This is a genomic window from Flavobacterium saliperosum (assembly GCF_900100625.1).
Lineage (GTDB): Bacteria > Bacteroidota > Bacteroidia > Flavobacteriales > Flavobacteriaceae > Flavobacterium > Flavobacterium saliperosum.
The window spans coordinates 1-2,691 of record NZ_FMTY01000012.1 but is presented as its reverse complement, the minus strand read 5'-3'; the positions used below and the strand labels follow the sequence as shown (position 1 = coordinate 2,691).

Here is a 2,691-nt window from a genome sequence, read left to right as displayed (position 1 = left end):
TTGCGTGAAAACCTTTGTCTATAATGCTAAAGCACCAGCAGTTAACAGGGGTTTCATGAAATTGGGGCTTTAAGGCTAAATTTAAAGGTTATTTCATATATTTGGCTTCCGTGGTTATTCAATGGTTTGGAAATATATAAACCCCAACTTCATGAAGCCCCGGGACGTTAACGGTAATGTTAAACAAACGAAGTAGAAAATCAACTATGAAATCATTGCTATTTATATTTTTAGTTTTCACATCTCTAAATATTTTTTCTCAAAACGGTGATAAACCATTTGAGTACACTACACCTAAAAGAAACATTGTGGTAGTGGTTAAAATTGACACAACAAAATATAAACCTGAATATTATGGTAATTTATTATCAAAGTTATACTATAAAAAAATCGATGCGAGTATTTTCATAAATGAAAAAAACATCAATTTAAATGATACAATTTCAGAATTTCAAAGTGCGAGAAAAAAAGGTGAATTGATAGATTTAGGTAAAGTTGATGGCGAAAGATCTTTAATTTATAAAAAATATAAAACTGAAAATGGTAAAAAATACATCCTTTTTTCATATTTAAAAATTATTGCGCCTGATAGATCCATCAATTTCACAGCATATATGCCGGAAGAAAATTTTGGACTTTATGAAGGAGAATTAATGAATTATGCGAAGTCAATGCATTTTAAAAAACAATAATAAAACACTACCGTTAACAGTGGTTTTGCGAAATTTGGGCTTTAAGGCTTAATTTAATGTTGGTTTTGTATTTGTAAACTTAGTCTTAAATTTATACTTTTGGGTAAACTAATCCCCAAACTTCGCAAAGCCACGGGACGTTAACCGCAAGCGGACCGGACGCGACGGAAAATATTTCGTTAAATAATTTTTTATTACGTATATATTTTTTAATTTTACACGTAAATTAATTATTATGAATACGAAACTGACATTGAATATCGATCAAAATGTAATCGAGGAAGCAAAATTCTATGCTAAAAGCAATAGCGTAAGTCTTTCAAAGCTTATTGAGAATTATCTTTTGTCTTTAACTAAAAAAAATACAGAAAAAACTAAAGTGAGTCCACTTGTAGAAAGTCTTACTGGTGTTATCTCGCTTGAGAGTAAAGATTATAAAAAAGAATATTCTGATTACTTATCTAAAAAATATTCTTAATGGACAAAATATTAGTCGATACAAATATCGTTTTAGATTTACTTTCGAAGCGCGAGGAATTTTATAAAGAAGCGCAAGAATTATTTACTTTGTCGGATCACAACAAAGTTAAACTTTATATTTCTTCTTTAACCCTAGCTAATACACATTACTTATTGGCAAGAAATCATAAGTTAGATGAAGCAAGAAAGATTCTAATCAAGTTTAAAGTTTTGGTTGAAGTTTTACCTATGGATGACAAAATTTTAGAGTTAGCGTTGGTTTCTGATTTTAAAGATTTCGAAGATGCAATTCAATATCATACAGCATTGGAAAATGAGTTGGATTTAATCATAACACGAAATAAAAAAGATTTCAAAACTTCAGTCCTTCCTGTTCTAACAGCAAAAGAGTATTTGAAAAAGTAAGCCAGCGGTTAACAGCGGTTTGGCGCAATTGCTGGTTAAGTTTTGTATTTGCAAGCTCCAGGAAAAAACCAACATTCTCTCCTACTTGGAAACTTTTTGCTAAATTAGCCGCAACTGACGCCAAGCCCCGGGACGTTATGGGCAAGTTCAGAAAAACTAAACGTATATGAAAATCGATGATATACTAAACCTTCAAAACGAAGAAGAAATCATTCTAAAAATTGGGGAATCTATTTGGAAAAAAACTCAATATGATTATGATAATTTCTCAAACTTAAATGAAATAGAAAGAACATTCATTTACGTTGATATTCTAGAAGGACAAGTAAATAATGGCGGCTTTGATCAATTCTTTTTCAACAGTTCTGGAGATTATACTTATGAAGTTTTAGAAGCTTATGAAAATATTGGTGCGTATAAAACTGCAAATTTAATAAGCGAAGCAATTAATGCTTTCCCTAAGCTTCCAGTGTCAAAAGATACTGAAACTAGAAGAATCACAATGCAAGATTTGAGTGAAGAAATTTCCGAAAAATGGAACCAACTTGACGATAAATTTTATGAGTACGAAGAAAACATAATGAACTATTTGATTGAATATATTAAAAAGAACAAAGAAATGATATAGAACCAGCCCATAACAGCAGTTTGCAGCAAGTGGGGCTTTAAGGCTAAAAAAATGTTGGTTTTGTGTTTGTAAACTTAATCTTAAATCGTTAGTTTTGGGAAAACAATTCCCCACCTGCAGCAAGCTGGCGGGACGTTAGCGGTAATTTTACCGAATGTAAAATCCTAAAATAGGTTGACAAAAAATTAAACAACATTTGTCAAACTATGGAACAAACAGAAAATCAACCCTGCCAAAAAAAAGAGTATCAAAAAATCAGTTTTGAACTCAAATTACAGATTGTCGAAAAAGTAACGAATGGTCAAATATCCATTAATCATGCTGCAAAAAAGTATGAAGTATCGCGTTCAGCTATTGATTATTGGATTCGTAAATTTGCTACCTTTAAACAAAAATCTACAGGCATGAGTAAAGACGACGAAATCAAAAAACTAAAAGACCGTATCGAAGCATTGGAATTCATCAAAGACTTTCAACAGGACATGA

Annotated in this window: 5 protein-coding genes; all 5 read left to right on the top strand. The window is 31.1% G+C overall.

Annotated features, from left to right (window positions below; translation table 11 throughout):
* Positions 1 to 206 precede the first annotated feature (206 nt).
* A complete protein-coding gene (locus BLQ05_RS13410; protein ID WP_023576873.1) occupies positions 207 to 692 on the top strand; it encodes a hypothetical protein in 486 nt (161 codons plus the stop codon).
* Positions 693 to 927: 235 nt separating this feature from the next.
* On the top strand, positions 928 to 1,170 hold the full coding sequence (locus BLQ05_RS13405) for a DUF6364 family protein (protein WP_035654630.1): 243 nt from the start codon (positions 928 to 930) through the stop codon (positions 1,168 to 1,170).
* Positions 1,170 to 1,577, top strand: coding sequence for a type II toxin-antitoxin system VapC family toxin (locus BLQ05_RS13400; RefSeq protein ID WP_023576872.1), 408 nt, complete (start codon positions 1,170 to 1,172; stop codon positions 1,575 to 1,577). Before BLQ05_RS13405 ends, BLQ05_RS13400 begins: the two co-directional genes overlap by 1 nt.
* A gap of 166 nt (positions 1,578 to 1,743) precedes the next feature.
* Entirely contained in the window at positions 1,744 to 2,205 is a 462-nt protein-coding gene (locus tag BLQ05_RS13395; protein WP_023576871.1) for a DMP19 family protein, read from the top strand.
* Between the two features lie 206 nt (positions 2,206 to 2,411).
* The coding region (locus BLQ05_RS13390) for a helix-turn-helix domain-containing protein (RefSeq protein WP_074460149.1) at positions 2,412 to 2,691 on the top strand (280 nt) is incomplete at its 3' end.